Here is an 18062-nt window from a genome sequence, read left to right as displayed (position 1 = left end):
AATGCATAAAATACTGATTATTGAAGATGACTTTATGATTGCCGAGTCGACTGAAACATTGCTCAAGCTGCATCAGTTTGATGTGTACTGGGTCAATAATGGGATTGAGGGTTTAAAACAGTTACAGCAGCAGGTCTACGATATTGTCCTGCTCGATTTAGGCTTGCCGATGATGGATGGCATGCTGGTGCTAAAAAATATCCGGCAGAAGTTTCCAAATTTACCGGTACTGATTATCTCCGCCCGGGACCAATTACAAAACCGGGTGGATGGGCTGAATCAGGGAGCAGATGATTACTTGATTAAACCCTATGAATTTGACGAGCTGCTGGCCCGTATTCATGCCTTGCTGCGACGTAGTAGCTTAAAAAACACCGGGATAGACATTAATAAGAAGTTATCACACAGTGGACTGGAACTGGATCTGGAACAGCACATCGCATGCTTTAATGGTGAACCGATCGAGTTGTCTAATCGGGAGTGGTCTATTCTCACGGCACTCCTCATGCATCCTAGCAAAATTTTTTCTAAAAATGATCTGGAAGACAAGCTTTATGATTTTGACAGTGATGTCAGCAGTAATACGGTGGAAGTCTATATCCATCATCTGCGGGCAAAACTAGGAAAAGACTTCATACGTACCATACGTGGGCTAGGGTATCGCTTAGGATGAGCACCATGCAAAAACGTTATTCCTTGCAAAAACGTCTGGTTATTTATATTTCATTATTTAGCGTGGTACTGGGCTGTGTGCTAATCTTTGCAGCATACCGGATTGCGCTCGAAGAAATTAATGAAGTACTGGATATACAGATGCAAAGTCTGGCAGAACGTATTTCAGAAAATCATCCGCAACCCTTACAAAGTCAAATCGATCTGGCAAAACAGTACAGTGAAGAAGATTTATTTGTAGATATCTGGTCCTATACAGATACAGCCACTTCCTTGCATCCGCAGGATGTTCTGGTGGCGCCGGTCAGGAAAGCAGGTTTCTACAAGCATCAAACGCCGTATGGAACCTGGTTAACTTATATTATTCCTGGTAAGCAATTACAGATTCAGGTGAGCCAGCAGCAAAATGTCCGGCAGGAACTGGCGCTGGAGCTGGCAGCCAATATGTTTCTTCCTTATGTGCTTTTTTTACCTTTTGCAGTATTTGGCTTAGGCTGGATGATCCGGAAAAACTTTCAGCCGCTCAATGATTTTAAAACTGAATTGGCCAGCCGCAAGGCACAAGACTTAAAGCCAATTGCAATGAAAGATTATCCCTTGGAGCTGGAACCGACCATTCAGGAAATGAATTATTTGTTTGGCCGCATTTCTCTGGCCCAACAGGAACAACGTCAATTTGTAGCAGATTCTGCCCATGAATTACGCACGCCACTGACAGCACTAAACTTACAGCTGCAAATTTTGCTACAGCAGTTCCCTCAAAGCGAGTCTATCCATAATTTGAGTCAAGGCATTTTGCGTATGCAGCATCTGGTCAACCAGTTATTGAGTCTGGCAAAACAGGATGTGACCGAAGGTTTAAGCGAACCTGTTCAATTGCTATCACTGAATCAAATGACAGTCACCTGTATCGAAGAACTAATTCAATTGGCGCTACAGAAAGACATTGATTTGGGCGTAGAACAGCAACAGGAACTGCAGATTCAGGGCCAGGTTTCAGCTTTGCACTCGATTATTTATAATTTAATTGATAATGCAATTAAATACAGTCCGAAGGATGGCGTGATTAATGTATCTATTTTCCAGCAAGGACGGCAGGCGGTTTTACAAATTGAAGACAGTGGGGCAGGGATAGATCCTGCTCAATTCAATCAGATCCGGCAACGCTTCTACCGGATACATAACCATGCAGAAATTGGCAGCGGTTTGGGTTTATCCATTGTAGATAAAGCCACCGAGCGCTTGGGTGGAACACTAGAATTTTCGCGAAGTACCAATCTGAGTGGCCTTTGTGTACAGGTCAAGCTTCCTTTAATCGAAGCCTAAGCGAATAAGCTTCTGGTTTTTTTGGAGTTAAGGTTGCCTGATACTAGAGAGTATAGGAGTGGTCTTTTCTATGGGTAGTTTATGGCTAAACAGCGTATAGCCAATGACATTCATGCACCAGATAATCCAGCCAGTCCATAAATTATGACTCAGGAAATGTGCTCCGCGCATCATTTGTGCCCAGCCCATGGTCAACCCTAAAATTACTGCAGCGATCAGAAGAAAATAAGCACGCTTGCGGTTAGAAATGCGATAAACAAAATAACCAGCCATCAACGCAAAACCACTAGATGCATGCCCTCCAGGAAAACAGTGGCCCGCAGTAGCACTAAAATCCCACAAAATCCCGTTATGGGTAGGTATGGTCATATCCCAGGGACAGGCATGGGCCGACTGAGATTTTAAAATTCCGATCGAGGCCGTGGTCAGCACCACCATGCTAAAGAAATAGCCAAATTCCCAGCGCCGCGTATGCCAGTTCTGCCATTTTAGTGATGCCAACCAGGCCAGTAATAATGTGATATACACCAGAATCAGCAGGTCTTTCACATAGCGATGATTGAGTTCTGCCAGTGCCCATTGTTGTCGAAGGGGAAATTGACCCTGATCATCGATAAAGGGATAGATGAGCTGTAAGTCCAGCACTCCTCCAATGTCAAAGAAGTTGAGAAGAATCAAAAAACTGAAGATCAAAAGTAAAGTTTGGGTCAGTAAAAACCGGGAACGGTCAGTGATCATTTTTAAGTTGTCCATTTCAGGCAGTAGCAAGAGCAGAGGTCAAATCAAATGACCAGCCAAAATGATGCCCCAGGTCAGAGCAATTAAACTGAGTGCTACAAACTGAGCCGCACTGCCCATATCCTTGGCATTTTTAGACAGTTCATGCCGTTCCATGGAAATACGGTCTACCACTGCCTCTATCGCTGAGTTAATCAGTTCAATGATCAACGCCAGTAGGCATACGGCGACCATCAGCGCTTGCTCAACTCGGCTAACTGGCATCCAAAAGCTTAGAGGAATCAAAATAAGATTAATCAGCAGGATCTGCCGGAAGGCGGCCTCATTTTGAAAGGCGGTTTTAAAACCAGCCATGGAATAACGGGTCGCATTAAAAATACGCTGCGTTCCTGAGGTGCCTTTATAAGGTGATCGGTAGGAAGACATAAAGCAGATTCAGTCAATAGAGAGATAGGAATAACTTAAATTTTCAATCTTAAAATGCTCTTAAAAAAACCGGCCGTTCTCTGGATTTTTTATACACATAGCTTTTACATTCTTTTGCACAAAATTAAGAATTTTTTAAGTTTGGACTTCTATCTTGAGTAGCAAGTTAATTTCGTGGTGTGAGCCAAATGATCAAGTTTAGTTTTGATCCTTATTTATCTAGTCAGATTCACTTTCTAAATACATATTTCAAGCAGCCTGAATATAAAAAACAAATCAATCACAATAAATTTTTACTACAAGTACCTCCGGCGTATCCGGTAATTTCAGCACAGGATCAATCGCTACATTTGACGGTCAAAACTGTAGAACAAAGTGAGACACCTGAACGCCGTAGCCTGGAAAATTTTATTCAGGAAAAATATCAGCAAGTCCATCAGGCCACTGTATCGAGCTTCTCTTCGACCCTGTTTGCCGGTTATCACGGAGCCGAGATGCAGGTGGTGATTGGTATGCAGTATTTAAATCAATTTAATGCCTTTCTGGAACAGTATCTCGATGAACCCGTTGAAAACATATTAAGCAAACTGAGCCAGACCAGGGTCAGCCGAGACAAAGTAGTAGAAATTGGCAATCTGACAGCACTAGATATGGACAAAGCCAAACTGATGGTGGCCTTTCTGGTTTTTCATCTCTCGCAGCAACACATCGAATGGGCAGTATGTACCGGAACAACTGCAGTACGTTATGTGTTGCAACAGATGGGATTACGTTTTCATGTGCTTGAAAAGGCTGATCCGCAAGTCCTTGGAGAGGCACAACGCCTGTGGGGCAGTTATTACCAGCAGAAACCTTATGTGCTGGCGATTGATGTGGCAGAAGCCCTACAAGTCGCTCGTCAACTTTATCAATTTAGTCATTAAAGCATTTTGCTTGATCAGCGAGGCACAGAATTTAAATGATGACTGCTTTATTTGAACGTATCAACCTGCAAGCACGACAATATCCGCAACGAGAAGCGGTAGTCACCGCACAGGCAACGCTGAACTATGCGGAACTACAACGGCGGATAGAATTATTGAGTGTCAGTTTCAAGCAGCTTAATCTGCGCCATCTGGCCTTGTGGGGCATAAATAGTATAGACTGGATTGTAGTCGATCTTGCCGCACAAAAAGCCGGCATGACCGTGATTCCGGTGCCTCTATTTTTTACTGCAGCGCAGGTACGGCATCTGCTTTCTGACAGCCGAACCGAGCTGCTCTGTATTCTGGATGAATCTTTCTCTGCACCAGAATGGCTGTTAAATCTAGCTAAAGACATGAGTAGAGATGAGATTTCCATTACTGGCCAGCTACATGCACGCTTTTTTCAGCTAGAGCAGGCAGTATAGTATTCATCTTCTTTACAAACCCAGCAACCGGCAAAAATCACCTATACCTCGGGCAGTACCGGGACACCGAAAGGCGTGTGTCTGGCTGAAGACACCATTGAGTCTATTACTCATTCACTGAGCCAGGCACTGGCCAGCAGTCAGCTTGGACGGCATTTGTGCCTGATTCCATTTGCCACCTTATTAGAAAATATTGCCGGCATTTATGTCGCACTGAGCATGGGACGCGCCGTAATTGTTGGCGAGGTGAGCCAGTTTGGCCTGACATCTAATCATACTTTTGAGACAGAGCGGTTTGTAAATGCAGTGCAGAGCGTCTGCTAAATCCCACAATAAAGTATCAGCCCAGTTTTATTGGGCTGGACTGATTAATTCAATTTTCTTCTAAAAATTTCAAAATTCACTTTTATGGACAAGGAAGATATGAACTTATTGTTAGGTGTATCGGATTTAACATAATATACATTATACGAAATACGATTGATATACTCATATAAGTCATTCACCATATACTTTTATAGCTGCTGCTCAAGCAACTTCAGCGTTAAAGCACTTCAAATTCAATCCGACGATTTTTCTTGCGACCCTCAGCTGTTGTATTCTCCGCCACAGGCTTACTTGAACCTAAACCTTCAGTACTGAGCAAATGCGACGGAATATTTTTTGCGATTAAATAAGCTTTCACTGCTTGTGCACGTTGCTGACTCAACATGAGATTTTGATTAGTATCGCCTGAACTATCCGTATGTCCAATAATCCGGATCTTTTTGCCGCTAACCTTATTTAAGGCACTGACCATTTCATCCAGAATCTGTATCCCTGAGGTTGCTAATACTGCACTGCCAGATTCAAATTCAATAATCCGGTTTTTTAATGCAGCATCAATAATCTGCTGTTCTGCCTGATTGACTGAAAGCTGTGTATTTAAACGATAGTTTACAGGTATTAAACCCTGAAATTTTACTGTAGTACCATGAATTTCATCAGGATTTGACACTTTACCCGTTAGCTGAATATCAGAACCTTTAACCGTTAACGTTCCCTGTTTAACCTTTTTAAGGTCTTCATTAATCACATCAGTGACTATATTCGACCAATCCGTTGGTGCTACTACTTGACGAATCTGAATGCGATCTACCACATTTTCCTGACCATAAGTTGAATATAATTTTGTTAAGATAGCCTGCTTACTACTGTTATTCGGTACATTACCTTCAGCAATTACAGGTTGTGCATGCACTTTTAATCCAAATAAAAAACACAATAAGACAATGATTTTATTTGACTTTATTAATTTTAAATATTTGATTTTAATTTTCATTTTATGCTTCTATAAATGTCTATTCGAGATTGATTGATGAATGTCATGGCGCTGAAGTTCCTGTGTTTGCAGCAGCCGTGGTAGATGTCTGAGCAGTTTTTCCTGACATCGTCGTATTCTGAGCTGCGATCACTCTTACTGCTTTATTCGAAACAACCTGATCCACCAACTGTAAATTGCTATAACTTGGATTACTTCCGATAGAACTTGCATTATTTCCACTCACCAAACGAAAATTGGTCTTCACAAATAGTTCAGGATTCTCTTTACTGCGCCAGACCATCTCAAAAATATTGCCTTTTTGTGTACGCTGAGCACTATCAATCAAACGATTGATTCCATATTCCCCAGGCTCATCAAAAATGGTATAGGTCTTCCCTTCCAAATCAATCACCGTGATCCGTGCGCCTGGAATTGCGCCGGAATTTGGCCAGATAAAATTCACCCATTGTTGAATTCCGTTTTCAAATAGCATTCTTTGTCCATCAATATCAATGGTATAAGCCAATAAATGAGCCTGTTCCAGTGGGTAAAACTGGAAATTAGATTGATTGGGTCTCACTGCCTGACGACTGGTATTATTTAACTCACCAGTTGCCATACCATTCACAGGCGCGACATAATTTTGAAAGTTTGCAACAAACACAGGATTTAGATTAAGCCCTAAATCTTGCCAGGTTTTCGAGCTTAAGCTATAGCCACGACGGATCACTAAGGGATCAAGATGCTCTTTGACAAAACGGGAAATACTGCCATTTTCACCAAAAATCTGATTAATTTCTTGAGAGGTTGCCTGTAAGCTACCTTGACTGCTAAACGGATATTTTTGCGATAAATTTGCATTAAATGGTTGATAGGCCTGTATTAGCCAGAGTTCGTTCATTTCAGCTTGTGCCGGAAGCATCAGACTTTCAAAGGAACGTGTGAGAGGAACACTAAACAACTTTTTAATCAGCTGTTGATCCAGCTCATGGGTTCCTACCGACATTTTCTCATCCACAAACTTTTGGGTAATATTGAAGATAGAATTCTGTTCATCAATGGTCTGTTTAAGGAGCAGCATGCTCGCCGGACCAATATCTCCAGAACTTTTGAGATCATTAAAGCGACTCCGTATCTTGGCGAGAGATTGCATATACTCATCTAGCAGCGACCGGTTCTGCAAATCATCTCGTGTACGTACAATCTGGTAGAAGATCTGAAAGTCTTTGGCAATCATCCCCTGAGAGAAAGTCGATGCAGAATTCTGTGCCAACTTGCCATCATGACGTTGCAATATCTTGCGTTTAAACCAGGCAATAAAACCTTTTTGTGGAACCGCCAACTCAGCTTGTACCATTGGATTATCCCAGCTGGTTTCTTGCGCTACCCGTTGTATGACTTTACGAATCGGTGAGTTTTCTGGTTCGCCAAGAATATCTATCTGATATGTTTGCTGATTAAAGTCACCGACCTTGGCATAATAAATGGCACCCAAGAATTTACGCCATTCGCTGATATATTCTTTTTTATACATTTCAGTCAGCTGGCGTCGAATTTGTTCAGGACTGCCACTAAAACTCAAATCATCAGATTGTGACGTATTGAGTACCCAATCTTTACTTTCAGTTGGTCTTTGCGCTGCAGTGTCTATCGCAGGTTGTACATATTCGTTCCAGGCTTGATAGCTATAAAAACCGGGTAAGGCATAACTTCCCAACATGGTTGTCTGAGCATTCTCCCCGACCATCTGTTTGATCGTTAATACAGGAAAACGTACCGAAGCACGCATTTTAATGTCGTTATATACACGATCTCGTGCAGACACTCCGGTCGTCATTGCGGTTAAAACCTGGCGAGTCTGTTCAACCAGAACAGTATCGGAATCCAGCTGGGGGAATAAACTCGAACCTGTCATTGTCATGGCATAGCTGAGTAACTGCTCGGCCTTTTGCAGCATTTCAGCACGTGGCAGCTGACCACGATGCTGATCTAACCAAGTCCGCCAGAAGTGTGTCAACTGATCACTGAGATGACTGGAATCTATAGATTTACGGTTGCTCAACATCAGATATGTTTTAAGTGCATTATAAGCATCTTGCGGACTTTGGTCGGATGGTTCTAATGCGAGTTGCTGAACTTGTGCAGTCGGATGAATTTGCACATGAATATGATTTTCTTTAAGAACTGCTGCATTGCTTTTTACCCGTTGCAGATATTCTGCAATATTTTGCTGACTAGGCTGCAATACTAATTGCTCAATTCCTTTCAGATATTCAGCTTGCAGTTTCTCCCTGATCTGTTGTCCTTGATATAGACCAAAACTGTATTTGAATGGACGCTTCTGATCAAATTGATCTAACTGTTGTAGATGAGCTTGCAAAATTAATAATGCATCGATTTGTGTGACCAGCTCCGTTCCTGACTGTTTCTGCATCTGTACGACCTTATTCAGGTCCGCCTGAACTTCTTCCATTAATTGCTGATTATTTCGATAAGACCACACCCACAGACTCAACACCATCGATACAGTAAGTAAAGCACCAGTAAAAGCCATAAAGCGTCGGTGTTTTCGTGCCGGATTAATATGCTGCTTCACCAGATTTTTATCTTTAAGAATCACTTCAGAAAATAAACCTTTCAGAAAATAACCATGATTATGTGATACAGACTCTTTAGACAGGCCAAGATCATGATTATCGCTGCGGATCAGATGAAAGTCCTCAGCAATCTGTTCTGTCATTGGACTTTCAATGGAGCCTTCCTGTAAGGCGCTGGTAAAATAAAATCCACGAAAAACCGGTTTAAACTGATAAGGATTGTCTTGAAATAAAGTGGAAATAAAGGTTCTTAATACCGGTTTGAGACTCTTAAATTCCAGTGGAAAGGTCATTACACTGGGTGAAATATGCTGTGAATGCCGACGGGTTAAATGGGTCATACTTACATTTTTCAGACCCTCATATAAAATGCCATAATGCTTTTCAAATAGCTGAACAGCATTTGCACTCGAGTCTGGTTGATAAGCCAACGTTGCGCCCCAAACCTGATCCAATTCTTGTCCTTGATAACAATCAAAAAATTCCGTGAAGCCGGCAATCAGGTCCATCTTGGAAAATACCAAATAAACTGGCGCAAAAACTTCTAGACGTTCAGTCAGGTCTTGGATACGGGCACGCAGGTTCTTGGCCAGTTGTAGAGATTTCTCCGGACTCTGGTTGACCAGCTCAGCGATACTTACGATCACAATAAGACCATTCACTGGCACTTTAGAACGATTTTTCTTGAGAATATTTAAAAAGCCTAACCATTCAGAATGGTCCTCCGGATAGACTGAATAGCGTCCGGCTGTATCCAGTAAAATACCCTGAGTTGAAAAAAACCAGTCACAGTTTTGTGTTCCGCTGAGTCCAGCAGAGACCATTTTCTGGTGAGTTGCTTCAAAAGGAAACCGCAAACCAGAATGATAAATCGCCGAGCTTTTCCCACCCGCCGGATTACCGATGACCATATACCAAGGAAGTTCATACAGTGCCGCGTGACCCTTACGATCGCCTAATTTTGACTTACGAATCAGCTGAATAGATTGTTTGACTTGCTGACTGATCAGCTGAAGTTCTTCTTTATTATTGTATTTGCTTTCAGCTGTGGAACTTTGAGATAAGACGGTTGCGATTTCTTTGCCCTTTTTAGCATGCCGATAACGCCGGATAAGTGTATAAATCCCCCAGCCTATTAATATGGCAACATAGACCGTCAGCAATATCCAGGAAATACGATCAGAAACCGTATTTTTTATGGAAAGAATGACCACTAAAAAGGATAAGGCCATCATTGTTTTAGGGTTACTAAGGTACTGCCAGACATGCCCCAAGACTGTATAAAATAATGTATTCACTTTTATCCCTTTTTTCTTTAATTTTTATAAATAGTTAGGCTACTAATGAGATTTCATTCAGTTGATCACTTTCTTTATTTTTAAAACATAAATAGCTTGATTCTTGTTGTGTGCTGTAGCTTATTGTAACGACATTGCAGTATAAATGTGATGACAACATTGCTGCGAAAACTGCTGCCAAATATTGGGTATGCCCCAAATAGCTTTGAGGATAAATGGTATGCTCCGGCTCAAAATCAATATTCGTAAATTTTTCTTGTATTTTTTTCATTATTTTAGGTTGGGTAGTGTCGTCTAATAACACTAAAAAAGGATATGCCTGTTCCATCTGAGAGGATAGATTAACCTGATGCTGACCCAAATATGCATACAGGTCAGTGACGTGCTTGCTGAGAGTCAATATTCGTGAAGGCATCATACCTTCAACTTCCAAGTCATGTGGGGATAAACACCAGCTAGCTGTATATTCCGCAGCAATATAGTCTTCATTTTTCCAAAATTGCTGATCTAGATAATCCTGATCAATTTCAGAATCCGCCATAATGATCAGGCTGATCTCATATGATTGACCTGAAATTTCCTGTACTAAATCTAGTAAGGCTGAATAAGCACGATCAGCAGACAGGAAATGAAACTCGATATGAATTTGGGCAGGCAGCAATGCATATTTTTGTTGAATTTGACTTATAAGCTGCTCTTGATAGAGATCACTCCAATCCCCAGTCATATGATCCACCAATAAAATATGCAGATTCAGCCTATTTAATCGACTTGCTGCTGTTGGATTAGAGGCAATATTTTCTTCATCTTCACAGTAGTTTTCCTGTATCCATCCCGGATGCATTCGATATTGATAAGCCAGTTCGTGATCATAAAATAGTGCTGAACGTTTTAACTGTTCCGAAATTAAGCTCAGACTTTCTTGATGCTGTTGGAGTTGTTGTTGAATCAACTGTTGAATTCGTTGTTCCCGTAATGTCGGAAGCATTTCTTCATTAGTTCTGTTTTCTTCAAGTAAGCGGTCCACAGAATGAATGCGATATGTCAATATAGGTAGACCAAAACGATTTAGCAGTTCTGAGTCCAGCTCAGGACTCTTGAACTGCTTCATGTGCTGCAAGATCTCTGCATTTTCGCCAAAACTGTGCCAAGCGGCAGCTGAAAAAATATTGAGCGTGTAATCCTCAATCGCTTGATCCAATTCTTCTTTATTTTCTAATTCTTGCTGTTGTGCTTGAAGAGATTTATGAGCCCTATCCTTTTGTTCTTGCTGTCTTTGTTTATAGGATTTTACAGCTTTATAAATAAAATAAGGTGTTAATAACAATAAGCAAATTAACAAAGGTAAAATGCCAAAATATAATAGGAAATCAATATTTGATGGATCGTATTGAGTATCTCGCCAGTAATAAATGACAAGAACATTGTTTAAAACGGATAAAACTATAAAAGTCTGAATAATACGCTTAATCATGACATTTTTCCTATCAGGCTATAGCAGGTTTCCGCATTGTGGATTGCCGGATTCAGCATTAATAAAGCTCCTCTGGCTAGCCCCATCGAATGTACTTCTCCAAGTTGGGCTGGGCATAATTCATCTTTGTCTAGAATCAACCGAAGATCCACTAACATGGTCGGGCTACACCAGGTTTGAAGTAACTGTTTCAATTTGGCGCTATGTATTCCTTCAGATAAAAAATTTATATAGTCTTCACGTTTTAATGGACCAATGACGATTTCAATTTTTTCATCAATTTGCTGAATGGTCTCTCCACAGAAGCTGTTGATTCCCAGTAAAACTGGTTGCAAAGCTCCCAAACCGCTTTTTTGCTGATCATCCAGTTGAAAGCTTTCCGGAATAAACTCATTAATCTTAAATTGATATTTAAAAATACTAGACAATATGCTGCTTAACGCATAATGGGTATTATTTTGCCCCTGCATCAAGCCTGAAAACTCAGCAAAATAGTCATCTATAGGTTGCTGTTCATGTTGTTGACCGCTATAGCCACTCAAAGCATGAAGCATGTTTAGAAAATGATTTTCATGCTCAATTTCATAACGCAGTGGTAAATGATAATTCAGACAGGCATCGACATATTGTGCAGACAATTTATGATTAAACAGTCCGAGAAAGTGTAAGCTTTCTTCTCGGTGTGCCCCGGTACTCTGTTTAATTTTATTTGTATAGATATAAGGCAATACGCCCTGTACGCCAGTCAACCCCACGATTAAATTGGTCATCTGAACTTTATGATCTTGACATTGCAATGATTCAATTTCAGAAGTTGGAAAATTAAGATTGAGTGAACTAATAAATTCAAATGATTTACTCCATCCTTGATGTCTGTTCCGTGCAGGTGCATGTCTTAATAATCGCGTGGCTTGAATAAATTCAAAGCTGGTCGGCTGCTGAAAGAGCCGATCAACTACAGAAGCCTTTTGCCACCAACATTCTGTATGCATTGGTATAACTCCTGTTTTGACTTTGAATCTATGACGTGCATATCCACATAACTATTCATTTGAACTTTCAAATTAAAAATATGATTTAAAAGTTGCACAAAGATATATAGACTGGCTCCTCTAAAGACTTCTGGATCGATCTGGATTTCAACTTTGACACCCCGTACAAAAAGTGGAAATGGTTTATGCTCACGCAACTTCTGGCTCAGAGAAAACTGGATCGATTGAATTGAATTAATAATTAGCCGGTTGTCTTTGGATTGCGGCAAGTTATACAGTTCAAGTAATTCCTTAATGTGACTGACTGCATTTGCTTTCATTAAAGAAAGATTATTCAATGATAAATGCGAGATAATTCGCCACTGTTCTTGCTGCTTTTGATCAAAACAATAAGGTAAATTGGGTCTTTTTAATAATATGGCTTTACGTGCCAAACTATTGTCATTGAGAGATAAGTTATTCTGATCTTTGTTATAACTTTCATAAGGTAAATCCCGATTGCTGCATAACAACTGCATACTGATAAAGTCTGATGAAATTTTTTGTGGTTCTAAAGATTTGGAAATAATCGAATATTTCAGTTCTGTATGCTTGGTATTACTTTGCTCGGGCAACAGGTGATAATAAAATTGAGCATCAGCCTGATGATAATGACTCATGGCAAAAAAAGGTAATACGGGATAAGTTTTTTGACTGTTCTCGCGTTTCTCTCTCAATAACTTCATTTCGGTGATCGCATATACCTGAAAATATTCAGGATGATGTACATCACTTATTAATGAATATTCCAGGCGCAGATGATCAATTTTTTGTGGCTCAGCCTGTTTAGGGAATAAATTTATAACTGGTGTCGCAAATAATTTGAAATTAGCGCTATTTAATTCTGAATAATTTCTGATCATAGCTTGATCATTCAGATTTATTTTAAAATGAATGTGTAGCTCAAATTCTGCGGTTTCTATATTTAATTCTCTTAAAAAACTCAGATTGAGGTTAAGAAAATTAAATTTTTCTGGAAAGCAAAAATACTCGATTAATAAACGATAGGCATGATGAGTATGTTGATCAACTGGGAGCGCACTTTCCGCTTCAGTAAATCCCATTAGTTCAAATGGATTTTGAATATCAATCTCTTGATTCTGTACTATTACAGAAAAACCAGTCTCTGGCTTAAAAATACAATCTAGTACTTGCAATGGAAAGCTGGAAATTGCATCCAGATAAATAGGTAATTTTTGTTGTTCCAACAGTCGCTGCTGCTGGTTAAAAATTTCAAAACCAAAGCTCAAGGCTGCATTTCGATTTAAATGAACATGAGTCGAAGCATGCGTTTTAAAATTAACAGATTTTAAGGCGATTGGTAATAAATTAACCTGGTTTGTCGTACGATACTCACACTGTACCCCACGGATACTTTTTGATTTTAATACAGTTTGCTTGGGAATCTGCTGGCTACTTTTAAGCTGTCGGATTTTAATGGCATCGTCAAAACTGACCACTGAACATGCTGGAAAAGGTTTAAGGTACTGTGGAAACATCACCTCAAAAATAGCACGTGTAAATACTTCATAACTATCGTGCAGTTTCTTATCGATCCGGGCAGAAATCAGGGAAAATGCCTGAATCAGTCTTTCGATATGCGGATCATCAATCTGCTCTTGATTCAACGAAAGGCGTTGGGCAATTTTTGGGTATTTATTGGCAAACTCTCGTGATTGTTGCCCAAATTCCTGTAATTGCTTTTCGTAATAAGGTAATAATTCTTCGATCACAGCACACCTGCTGATGTTTTAGACAAAATTACGTATTGTTGCGTAGTAGGCTTGAGGAATGCGTCAAAAATTACCGGTTCATATAGGGGATAAATATTTAAGAATGCATGAATACTGAGACAAAGACTTCCCCTGTTATGCTCATCCATCAGCATCTCGACTTTAACCTGCTTTAAACGAGGTTCGTGCGCGTGAATAGACTGTTCAATCGAGCGGCAGATTTTATCCCGTTCCATTGGATTCGCTGTTGAGAGCCCCACAAAATCAATGATGCCAAATTGAAGAATTGAACGTTTGACCTGATCATAACCATTAACCATCGCATCCAGATTAACCATACGGCTATTTAATAAATCTTCCAGATCGGCAGCCACTGACTCTCTCAAAGCCTGTAAAGAAAGGCCTTGAGAACATTGAATATCCTGAGACAATAGACGGTCAAATAATGTTGTTCTAAATCCGTAAGGATAAAGCTGATCCAAATTCATATTGTTATAGTCTAATTTTATTTATTTTTATAAATATCAGAGAGGCTGATCAAGACCAACCTCTAAAAGATCAAATTACGCTGCATAAGAAGCAGTATTATTTGATAATGACCATTTCTTGGTCACGGCACCCTTTTGTGTACCATTAATATCTTGCTGATTATACGTCCACTCAACTGCTGCATATTTCAAACCAAAAGCTTCTGTTGGAACGCCTTCTTGATTTACTGTCGGAGTGACCTGAGAAACCAGCACATGTTTTAATTTAATTTGCAGGTATTTAACGCGTTTATCACCATTAGCACGATAAAAATCGATTTGTACCTCATCGAAGGTATAACCTGCCGAACAAGCTTCCCAAAGTTTTGGGCTGGTTGCATCCAGATCTTTCATAAAAATCATGTCGGAATGTTCAACTCGTTCTGCGGTATGACCGCCTACACTGGAAGATGTGGCAGATTTTGGCTGACGAATGTTGTGCGACCAGGAATTTGCTTCTAGCCAGCTTTTATGTTCTGAATCACGAGATTCACCATCAACTTTATATTTGCCACGAAACTGGATGTAAATGTCTTTCATTTTAATAATTTTCCTGTTGTTATAAATATTCTTATAATTTTAGCAGCGGTCTTAATGACTCGACTGCGGTAACTCAGTGACCAGTCGTAAAGATACAGACAACTCGTCTAACTGAAAATGCGGTCTCAAAAAGACCACAGATTTGTAATGTCCAGGTTCAGCCGGATTTTCTACAACTTTTATCGAAGCTTCACGCAGTGGATACTGTGCTTTGGCTTCCTGTGAAGCGCCATCATCCAAAAGTACATATTGAGACAGCCAGTCGTTTAGAAATGCTTCGACATTTCCTGCAGATGTAAAACTTCCCACCTTATCTCGCATCATTGCTTTTAAATAATGAGCGATTCGCGAGACTGCCATAATGTACTGTATCTGACTGGATAATGCGGAATTGGCATTGGCAATATCGTTATCATATTTCTTTGGTTTTTGGATAGATTGGGCACCGAAGAACGCGGCATAATCGGTATTTTTACAATGTACTAATGGAATAAAGCCAAGATCACTGAGTTCTTTTTCACGACGGTCCGTAATCGCAATTTCAGTCGGGCACTTAAATATGATTTCTCCATCATTGGTTTTAAAGGTATGCACTGGCAGACCTTCGACCAAACCGCCACCCTCAACCCCACGAATCGCAGCACACCAGCCATGCATATCAAAGGCATTGGTTAAACGCGTCCCCAAAGCATAAGCAGCATTCATCCACAGGTATTCATTATGATTTTCACCTGAAACTTCTTCTACATAGTTAAAGCCTGCTGTCGTATTGCCATCTTTAGGATGATAAGGTAAACGGCCTAATACTCGTGGAATAGTCAATGCCAGATAACGAGCATCATCACTTTCCCGGAATGAACGCCATTGCACATATTCAGCTGTTTCAAAAATTTTAGAAACATCGCGTGGGCGATCAATATCAGTAAAAGTTTCCAATCCGAACATGGAAGGACTTGCAGCTGAGAGAAACGGTGCATGTGCCGCTGATGCTACATGTGAAATCTGCTCGAGCAAATACAGGTCTGAAGGTGTGCGATCAAACTCAAAGTCACCAATGAGGGTCGCATAAGGCGCACCGCCAAATGAACCATATTCTTCTTCATAGATTTTTTTAAATAGAGTACTTTGATCAAAGTCGCTGGCACTTTGAAAATCTTTAATCAATTCTTTTTTGGTCGTATTCAACATACGAATTTTAATTAAAGAGTGTGATGGCGTTTCCTGACAAAAGTAATACAGCCCTCGCCAGGTGGACTCAACTTTTTGAAACTGCTCGTGATGCATGATCTTGCTCAGCTGGGTAGAAATAAGCGCATCAATTTCTGCAATGCGTTTATCCAAAGCCAAGGTCATATTGTCTGAAACTATAACGGTACCGGCCATGACTTCCTTGGCCAACTCACCAATCAAACTTTTGGCCCGATCATGTTCTTCTTCATTACGCGCAATTCGACTACGTTCAACAATAGAGTCCAGAATTGAGTATTCTTCAATAGCAACATTCGTGGTAGTTGCAGCATTAGAGTGATTCATTGTCTGCCTCCATACTCATTTTACGGATTTGGTCGGTATTTTTTAAAATATCATCCAGTAAATCTTCTAGACGTTCATTATTGGATATTTTATTGCGTAAATCAGTTAAACGTTCTCGTGCTTCTACCAGTTTTCGCAAAGGTTCGACTTGTTGGACTACCTGTTCTGGCCGAAAATCATCCATTGCATTAAAAACCAAATCTACTGATATTTTACCACTCTCTTCAGTCAAACTATTTTCCACCTGAAAACTGGCACGAGGCGCCAGAGACTGCATCACCTCATCAATATTTTCCAAGTCTACATTGATAAATTTTTTATCTTTGAGCTTGGTTTTTTCAAGTTCAGACGCTGCTGAAAAATCTCCCAAAACTCCCACTACAAAAGGTAACTCTTTGACTTCACGGCCATCACCTACCTCAACATCGTAGGTCAATTGCACCCGTGGTGGTCGAATACGCTGTAATTTTTTTTGTACACTTTCACGTTTAGCCATCATGATTTTCCTTATTAATTATTATTTAATGATCCAAATGGATTAGTACTAGGAGTGTGGGTTCGTGTACTGATACTTTCTGTTTTTTTATTACTGATAGCAGCCGTATTATTTTTTAGATTGCTTTTCGATACTTTATTTTTGTTTTGACTTAGGCTTTGTTTTACTGGGTTATTTGGTTTATTTTTAGTATTTTTTACTTTTGAATTCCGCGCCGTCGTTGATGCAGATTCAGAAAATTTTGCTACAGGCTGTGCCAGATAAATATGTTCAGTCAGCGATTTGGCCTGTGGGTAGGTAAAGTCATTTAAGGCACGGACTTCTGTACTACGCATCTGTTCTAGGCTTTGGGAAGAGATCCCGATCCCTGCCAGGAATTTCAGATCAGTTAAATTCTGATGAATGTAATTTTGCTGATGTAATTGCTCGATTAAATTGAGCGCTTTCAGATGATCACCGACTTCAACATAGCGTTTGGCAATTTGGGTAGACAATTGCTGCTGCAGATGCATATTTTTTCTTGCTGTCTTGTCGCATAACTGCTGGTATAAATCAATGATAGTTGAATCAGTATCATTTTTTGCTTGTGGATAGCTCTTGATACATGATTTTTTTAATTCTGCTGCATGGGTTTGAGCAAAACATAGCTGCGCCATCCCTGAGATGAGCAATACAATAAAACCTAGATTATTTTTCAAAATAAGCCTCAATTTTTGGTTATTGTTTTATATTTTTATAATCAAAATTTATTTTTCTATTTTTATAATTCAAAAATCTAGTTGCGGATTTAACAAAAAATTATCACAGGAAGTCAATACATAAATGCGTTTTTGTTAAATTATTTTATGTAATTTTTAAAATGGTAAGATTCCGACCAATGAATGCAGACATTTGGATAGACTTGAGTAGAATATGTCAAAAATCTTGAGCCAATATATCTTGATTGCTCATAGAAAAACTTAAATAAATAAAAATAAA

15 protein-coding genes and 1 pseudogene are annotated in these 18062 nt (G+C 39.9%); 4 read left to right on the top strand and 12 right to left on the bottom strand.

The window, feature by feature from the left end; translation table 11 throughout:
- The first annotated feature begins 1 nt into the window (after nucleotide 1).
- Together AC13CK_RS10015 and AC13CK_RS10010 are read left to right on the top strand one after the other, a co-directional pair.
- The gene (locus AC13CK_RS10015) at nucleotides 2-673 is read left to right on the top strand and encodes a response regulator transcription factor (protein WP_425878360.1); all 672 of its coding nucleotides are present in this window, start codon (nucleotides 2-4) and stop codon (nucleotides 671-673) included.
- A gap of 5 nt (nucleotides 674-678) precedes the next feature.
- Nucleotides 679-1998, top strand: a complete 1320-nt coding sequence (locus AC13CK_RS10010; RefSeq protein WP_482831138.1) for a sensor histidine kinase — start codon at nucleotides 679-681, stop codon at nucleotides 1996-1998.
- Between the two features lie 27 nt (nucleotides 1999-2025).
- Here AC13CK_RS10010 and AC13CK_RS10005 read toward each other — a convergent pair whose 3' ends face one another.
- Entirely contained in the window at nucleotides 2026-2736 is a 711-nt protein-coding gene (locus AC13CK_RS10005; protein WP_425878356.1) for a phosphatase PAP2 family protein, read from the bottom strand.
- Between the two features lie 39 nt (nucleotides 2737-2775).
- On the bottom strand, nucleotides 2776-3162 hold the full coding sequence (locus AC13CK_RS10000; protein ID WP_005107001.1) for a diacylglycerol kinase: 387 nt from the start codon (nucleotides 3160-3162) through the stop codon (nucleotides 2776-2778).
- A gap of 188 nt (nucleotides 3163-3350) precedes the next feature.
- Between AC13CK_RS10000 and AC13CK_RS09995 the strand changes: the two genes are divergently transcribed.
- Together AC13CK_RS09995 and AC13CK_RS09990 are read left to right on the top strand one after the other, a co-directional pair.
- Nucleotides 3351-4085, top strand: a complete 735-nt coding sequence (locus AC13CK_RS09995) for a thermostable hemolysin (protein ID WP_425878354.1) — start codon at nucleotides 3351-3353, stop codon at nucleotides 4083-4085.
- Nucleotides 4086-4120: 35 nt separating this feature from the next.
- Nucleotides 4121-4876: pseudogene (locus AC13CK_RS09990) on the top strand (AMP-binding protein).
- 220 nt (nucleotides 4877-5096) lie between these two features.
- Here the strand turns inward: AC13CK_RS09990 and AC13CK_RS09985 are convergent.
- The 10 genes from AC13CK_RS09985 to AC13CK_RS09940 form a co-directional block, all read right to left on the bottom strand.
- Nucleotides 5097-5873 carry an OmpA family protein gene (locus AC13CK_RS09985; protein WP_425878350.1) on the bottom strand — a complete coding sequence of 259 codons (777 nt, stop codon included), beginning with the start codon at nucleotides 5871-5873 and terminating at the stop codon, nucleotides 5097-5099.
- Between the two features lie 43 nt (nucleotides 5874-5916).
- Nucleotides 5917-9750: a type VI secretion system membrane subunit TssM gene (gene tssM / locus AC13CK_RS09980; RefSeq protein WP_482831137.1), complete on the bottom strand. Its 3834-nt coding sequence runs from the start codon at nucleotides 9748-9750 to the stop codon at nucleotides 5917-5919.
- Between the two features lie 34 nt (nucleotides 9751-9784).
- Nucleotides 9785-11224 carry a hypothetical protein gene (locus AC13CK_RS09975; RefSeq protein ID WP_425878346.1) on the bottom strand — a complete coding sequence of 480 codons (1440 nt, stop codon included), beginning with the start codon at nucleotides 11222-11224 and terminating at the stop codon, nucleotides 9785-9787.
- Entirely contained in the window at nucleotides 11221-12216 is a 996-nt protein-coding gene (gene tssG / locus AC13CK_RS09970) for a type VI secretion system baseplate subunit TssG (protein ID WP_482831136.1), read from the bottom strand. The genes AC13CK_RS09975 and tssG overlap by 4 nt, the downstream gene beginning before the upstream one ends.
- The gene (tssF, locus tag AC13CK_RS09965) at nucleotides 12180-13988 is read right to left on the bottom strand and encodes a type VI secretion system baseplate subunit TssF (RefSeq protein WP_425878342.1); all 1809 of its coding nucleotides are present in this window, start codon (nucleotides 13986-13988) and stop codon (nucleotides 12180-12182) included. Before tssF ends, tssG begins: the two co-directional genes overlap by 37 nt.
- On the bottom strand, nucleotides 13985-14476 hold the full coding sequence (tssE, locus tag AC13CK_RS09960) for a type VI secretion system baseplate subunit TssE (RefSeq protein ID WP_005246466.1): 492 nt from the start codon (nucleotides 14474-14476) through the stop codon (nucleotides 13985-13987). The genes tssF and tssE overlap by 4 nt, the downstream gene beginning before the upstream one ends.
- A 75-nt stretch (nucleotides 14477-14551) precedes the next feature.
- Nucleotides 14552-15055 (bottom strand): Hcp family type VI secretion system effector, encoded by a 504-nt coding sequence (locus AC13CK_RS09955; protein ID WP_005107016.1) that lies wholly within the window; start codon nucleotides 15053-15055, stop codon nucleotides 14552-14554.
- A gap of 51 nt (nucleotides 15056-15106) precedes the next feature.
- Nucleotides 15107-16588, bottom strand: coding sequence for a type VI secretion system contractile sheath large subunit (tssC, locus tag AC13CK_RS09950; protein WP_312327151.1), 1482 nt, complete (start codon nucleotides 16586-16588; stop codon nucleotides 15107-15109).
- Nucleotides 16575-17084, bottom strand: coding sequence for a type VI secretion system contractile sheath small subunit (gene tssB / locus AC13CK_RS09945; RefSeq protein ID WP_180087331.1), 510 nt, complete (start codon nucleotides 17082-17084; stop codon nucleotides 16575-16577). The genes tssC and tssB overlap by 14 nt, the downstream gene beginning before the upstream one ends.
- A gap of 14 nt (nucleotides 17085-17098) precedes the next feature.
- A complete protein-coding gene (locus AC13CK_RS09940; RefSeq protein WP_005107019.1) occupies nucleotides 17099-17782 on the bottom strand; it encodes a hypothetical protein in 684 nt (227 codons plus the stop codon).
- Nucleotides 17783-18062: the final 280 nt, after the last annotated feature.

The organism is Acinetobacter sp. L-24 (assembly GCF_056857555.1).
This window is presented reverse-complemented; position numbering and strand designations above follow the sequence as displayed.

Excerpts from the sequence above, each read along its gene's own strand:
- tssC (WP_312327151.1), bottom strand. The coding sequence starts at position 16,588 with ATGAATCACTCTAATGCTGCAACTACCACGAATGTTGCTATTGAAGAA.
- AC13CK_RS09995 (WP_425878354.1), top strand. The coding sequence starts at position 3,351 with ATGATCAAGTTTAGTTTTGATCCTTATTTATCTAGTCAGATTCACTTT.
- AC13CK_RS10005 (WP_425878356.1), bottom strand. The coding sequence starts at position 2,736 with ATGATCACTGACCGTTCCCGGTTTTTACTGACCCAAACTTTACTTTTG.
- AC13CK_RS09955 (WP_005107016.1), bottom strand. The coding sequence starts at position 15,055 with ATGAAAGACATTTACATCCAGTTTCGTGGCAAATATAAAGTTGATGGT.
- AC13CK_RS09975 (WP_425878346.1), bottom strand. The coding sequence starts at position 11,224 with ATGATTAAGCGTATTATTCAGACTTTTATAGTTTTATCCGTTTTAAAC.
- AC13CK_RS10000 (WP_005107001.1), bottom strand. The coding sequence starts at position 3,162 with ATGTCTTCCTACCGATCACCTTATAAAGGCACCTCAGGAACGCAGCGT.
- AC13CK_RS09985 (WP_425878350.1), bottom strand. The coding sequence starts at position 5,873 with ATGAAAATTAAAATCAAATATTTAAAATTAATAAAGTCAAATAAAATC.
- tssB (WP_180087331.1), bottom strand. The coding sequence starts at position 17,084 with ATGGCTAAACGTGAAAGTGTACAAAAAAAATTACAGCGTATTCGACCA.
- AC13CK_RS10015 (WP_425878360.1), top strand. The coding sequence starts at position 2 with ATGCATAAAATACTGATTATTGAAGATGACTTTATGATTGCCGAGTCG.
- tssE (WP_005246466.1), bottom strand. The coding sequence starts at position 14,476 with ATGAATTTGGATCAGCTTTATCCTTACGGATTTAGAACAACATTATTT.
- AC13CK_RS10010 (WP_482831138.1), top strand. The coding sequence starts at position 679 with ATGCAAAAACGTTATTCCTTGCAAAAACGTCTGGTTATTTATATTTCA.
- tssG (WP_482831136.1), bottom strand. The coding sequence starts at position 12,216 with ATGCATACAGAATGTTGGTGGCAAAAGGCTTCTGTAGTTGATCGGCTC.